Origin of the sequence: Mesorhizobium sp. M5C.F.Ca.IN.020.29.1.1 (genome assembly GCF_003997375.1) — a bacterium.
Taxonomy (GTDB): Bacteria; Pseudomonadota; Alphaproteobacteria; order Rhizobiales; family Rhizobiaceae; genus Mesorhizobium; species Mesorhizobium wenxiniae.
The window spans coordinates 1-3,676 of record NZ_RZSW01000587.1 but is presented as its reverse complement, the minus strand read 5'-3'; the positions used below and the strand labels follow the sequence as shown (position 1 = coordinate 3,676).

Annotated in this window: 5 protein-coding genes and 1 pseudogene; 3 read left to right on the top strand and 3 right to left on the bottom strand. The window is 59.2% G+C overall.

Annotated elements, in window-relative coordinates:
• Positions 1-273 precede the first annotated feature (273 nt).
• Positions 274-708, bottom strand: a complete 435-nt coding sequence (locus EOA85_RS30225; RefSeq protein ID WP_245486139.1) for a YkvA family protein — start codon at positions 706-708, stop codon at positions 274-276.
• Positions 705-1,143, bottom strand: a pseudogene (locus EOA85_RS39465) (IS1 family transposase); the annotation flags it as partial. The pseudogene EOA85_RS39465 and the gene EOA85_RS30225, both read right to left, overlap by 4 nt.
• Before the next feature lie 98 nt (positions 1,144-1,241).
• Here EOA85_RS39465 and EOA85_RS30215 point away from each other — a divergent pair.
• The 3 genes from EOA85_RS30215 (at position 1,242) to EOA85_RS30205 (ending at position 2,287) form a co-directional block, all read left to right on the top strand.
• Positions 1,242-1,646: a DUF5071 domain-containing protein gene (locus tag EOA85_RS30215; protein WP_127212182.1), complete on the top strand. Its 405-nt coding sequence runs from the start codon at positions 1,242-1,244 to the stop codon at positions 1,644-1,646.
• A 164-nt stretch (positions 1,647-1,810) separates the two neighbouring features.
• Positions 1,811-2,011, top strand: a complete 201-nt coding sequence (locus EOA85_RS30210; RefSeq protein WP_127212181.1) for a hypothetical protein — start codon at positions 1,811-1,813, stop codon at positions 2,009-2,011.
• A gap of 93 nt (positions 2,012-2,104) precedes the next feature.
• Entirely contained in the window at positions 2,105-2,287 is a 183-nt protein-coding gene (locus EOA85_RS30205; RefSeq protein ID WP_127212180.1) for a hypothetical protein, read from the top strand.
• A gap of 442 nt (positions 2,288-2,729) precedes the next feature.
• Here EOA85_RS30205 and EOA85_RS30200 read toward each other — a convergent pair whose 3' ends face one another.
• Positions 2,730-3,524, bottom strand: coding sequence for a hypothetical protein (locus EOA85_RS30200; protein WP_127212179.1), 795 nt, complete (start codon positions 3,522-3,524; stop codon positions 2,730-2,732).
• Positions 3,525-3,676: the final 152 nt, after the last annotated feature.

Below are 3,676 nucleotides of genomic sequence, written 5' to 3'. Positions count from 1 at the left end.
AGCAAGCCGCACCGTCCAAACCGTCTGCGACGCGATCGGCCAAATTCTCAACCGCATCACATCCGCCGAGTGCTCACACTACTTCAAAAACTCCGGCTATGACCGAAACTAATCTCATCCCGCTCTAGTCTGATGAAGGTCGAACTGACATATTTTCCACCGTCCGGCTTTCGCCGCCGACAATATGACGCAAAAGGAAAACGCCAAGGTTGAGAGCAACTCGCCATCGCGCGCGCCATGATGCGCGCCGGCCGGCCACTCTAGGCCGTGAACTCATAAATGAGGAATGACCGAGATGGTGGGTAGTGGGTCAGTTTGAAATTCATCCCGCGCGATTGGCCAAAACAGCCAAACCAGCCAAGCGGCGACAGCCAGCCAAATTGCAGCTATCGCCGCCATGCCCCAATAGCTTTTCGGTCGGTCCTCGCGGCGGATCGCCTCTTGTCGAAATTCTTCCATCAGTGGTGCGGGAATGAGCTTCACCACAAGCAGGATGCCGAGGGGAAGAACGATCACCTCATCCAAATAGCCAAGCACGGGTATAAAGTCGGGTATCAGGTCAATCGGACTAAGCGCATAGGCGGCGACCGCGCCAGCCGCTACCTTCGCATACCAGGGCACGCGGGGATCGCGGGCGGCTATCCAGAGGGCAACTACGTCGCGCTTGATGGTTCGCGCCCAAGTTTTCAGCGACGACTGGGCCGTCACACTGCTAATCGCTTGTAGGATCCGCGCGCCATCGGGTTTTCCGCTTCCTTAGCTTCGATCAGCGCCACAATGTCTGCGATCTCCCAAAGCTTGCCGGTTACGCCAGCGGCCATTGCCTGGGTCATGCGCAGTGAAGCATGGATACGGACGAAATTGTAGTACATGAAATGCAGGGCGACCGCGTTGGCGTGAGCCTCAACCTTCTTTGAGAAGCCGTTGGTCAGGCGGGTGAAGCGGCGCATGTGCATTCTGGCGCTCGGCAAACGACGTGCTGATATGCCGGGGGTTGGGATTGCCCTCGATTGGCGTCTTACGAGCGCCAGTGCATTCGGCGGGGCTGTAGCGGCCCTTGGCTGTTTCGGGCGAGTTGCCGTAAAGCTTGACCAGCATGGCATAGTCGATATCGCCACCGAAAGCGCCTTCGACCGCCTCCAGACTGACCCACTACCAGATGGTGGTGGAAGCGGACGTTGACATCGATCTTCGGGTGCTCAAAAAGAGCGCAAGGATCGATGTGCCGTGAGTGGTCTCAGATGATTGATGCACAGAGGCTACTGCCGCGGAGCAAGCACGATGTCGATTCTATCCCTTTCATTATCAAAGCGGGCTATCCCGCGATCGCGCCGATACTGGACGAACTGTTGGATTGGACTGCCGATAGCAATTGGCCGGTAGCTAGACCTCTCGCTGATTTCCTCGTTACCTTGGGGACGCCGCTGATTAATCCGATTTCGCGGATCCTTAAGGGAACCGACGGAGCTCAAAAGTATCACTGTATAACTCTGGTCATACGGAGGCTGCCGATCGACGTTCTCGGCGGCTTGGAAGAGGATCTGCGGCAACTAGCGGATCACCCAAACGAAGATGACAAGCGAGAGGGCATCGATATTGAAGCAAGTGAGGTCTTGCTTCTTTTCGAACGCCACCATTTGCCATGATTTATGTCCGCAACAGGTCGTTTTTCGGATGGTCCCTGTTGCCACATTGCTAGGTCACAGCACCCCATTGCCAAGCGATCGGGATGCTCATCGATGGCCAGTCCAGTGCTGACCTTCGAGGGAACGATCCGGTCCGCCCTGAGTTAGTAATCATGACGAACCCCATGGAACCCTACGAAAGCGCGATGGCCAATGCCAGGGAACGCATCAAGCGGACCGAGCTCGCGCTTGAACGCTCAGAAGAAATGCTGGCCGAGAACATCGCGCTGTGCAGCAGGATCCGCGCGCAACGGCGTCTGGTCGAGGCCGCACACCAATTAGTGAAGATCGATCCCCCCAGCGCCGACGGTGGGCTGAAGGCCTAGCAGCGGGGGTGGTCTGTCCGTCCTCACTCCTCGAAAATCCTGTAGCGATGCATGCCGAAGGTCTTCCTCGCCACGCAGGTGATGTTTAGTGGAATGACGAAGCTATCCGACCTAGGCCCGCCGATCACCAGCAGGCGTCACGGCGACCCGCCCAAGATCGAAGGCGACGATTTTTACATCTGCCCGATCTGTGCGCAGCCGGTCGATATGCGGGATCTCAGGCAAGTGATCTGGCACGATAAGCCGGTGCACGATCGGCTGGAAATGGACGCATAGCGGCGCCTTTCTCGTCGCGCCGTGCGTAACCTCGACCGGCAAGGGGGAGCGCTGATTTTGCAGCGAGGCAGAAGCGCGATCAGCGGGCTGGCGAAAAGCGCAACGGTGACGTCCGCCTTGCTCTTGGGCAGGCCATTCACGCCGGTGACGACCGCCTCGCCCTCGATGATCGCGTTCTCGACTTCAAGCTCCCTCGCGGCTTCCATGATCCCCGTATACTTGCTCGTCCAGTCCGCACCTAGGTGGCCGGCTTATATTAGCCAGAGCGAACAAAAGGTGATTTTTGGGGAGATGCGAGGTCGCTCGTCGGGCCGCTCAGCGCACCGGCCCTGACCGCAGAAAAGCCCGCCACCTTGCGAGTGGCGGGCCGGCCGCGAGCCCAGGAGAGTGTTGTCAAAAGCCTCCACGGCGGATGCGACACCCCCGTTTGCGCAACAGTCTCTCAGCGGCGTGCGATCAGCAAGCAAAGCTCACGTAGGTCGCGATCGTACGTGCCGCCGCTCCCGAGCACGTCGACGCAGCGCTTCTTCATGCGAGTCAGTTGGCTGCTGGACAACTGCGAGATCACGCTTGGCACGCTGGAAGTGCTCGGCGCCCCGGATGTTCCAAGAGTTCCCAGCGTTCCAGGAGTGCCCGGTGTACCCAGAAGGCTTGCACCTGCAACGCCTACACCGGCACCCCGGGCGACACCACCAGTGCCACCACCATCGGCACCTAAGCCGACAGCTATACCCCTGGTGTCGCCGACACTTGCGCCTGCACCAGCAGTTATACCCCCGGTGCCGCCCATATTGGCGCCGGCACCAGCGGTAATGCCCTTGCTGCCGCCAATCGATGCACCGGCGCCGGCATTCACCCCGCTTCGGCCGCCGATCGAAGCGCCGACACCCGCGGTAATGCGTTTCTTGCCGCCTATCGCTGCACCGGCACCGGCATTCACCCCGCCGCTACCGCCGATCGAAGCGCCGACACCCGCGGTAATGCGTTTCTTGCCGCCTATCGCTGCACCGGCTCCTGCATTCACCCCGTTGCTACCGCCGATCGAGGCTCCGGCTCCCGCATTGATGCCGCCACGGCCGCCGATCGAGGCGCCAAGACCGGCGTTTACGCCGCCACTGCCGCCAACCGATGCGCCGGCGCCGACGCTAATGCCGCCTGCGCTGGAGGGTAAAGACAGAGATACAACAAGTGCACCACCGGCCAAAGCTGTGGCGAAACGCTTAACGACATTTGCCATGACACTCTCCTTTGGTACTTACCTCAGCAGCAGTTTCATAGCCTGCTACTTTGGCGACAACGAACTCAGAGAGTTTTTGAATTTGCTTACCCGGAATTTGTTTACGATCGTGACTTACGGGTAGCAAAAAATTCCGAATCAATTTGAAAGAA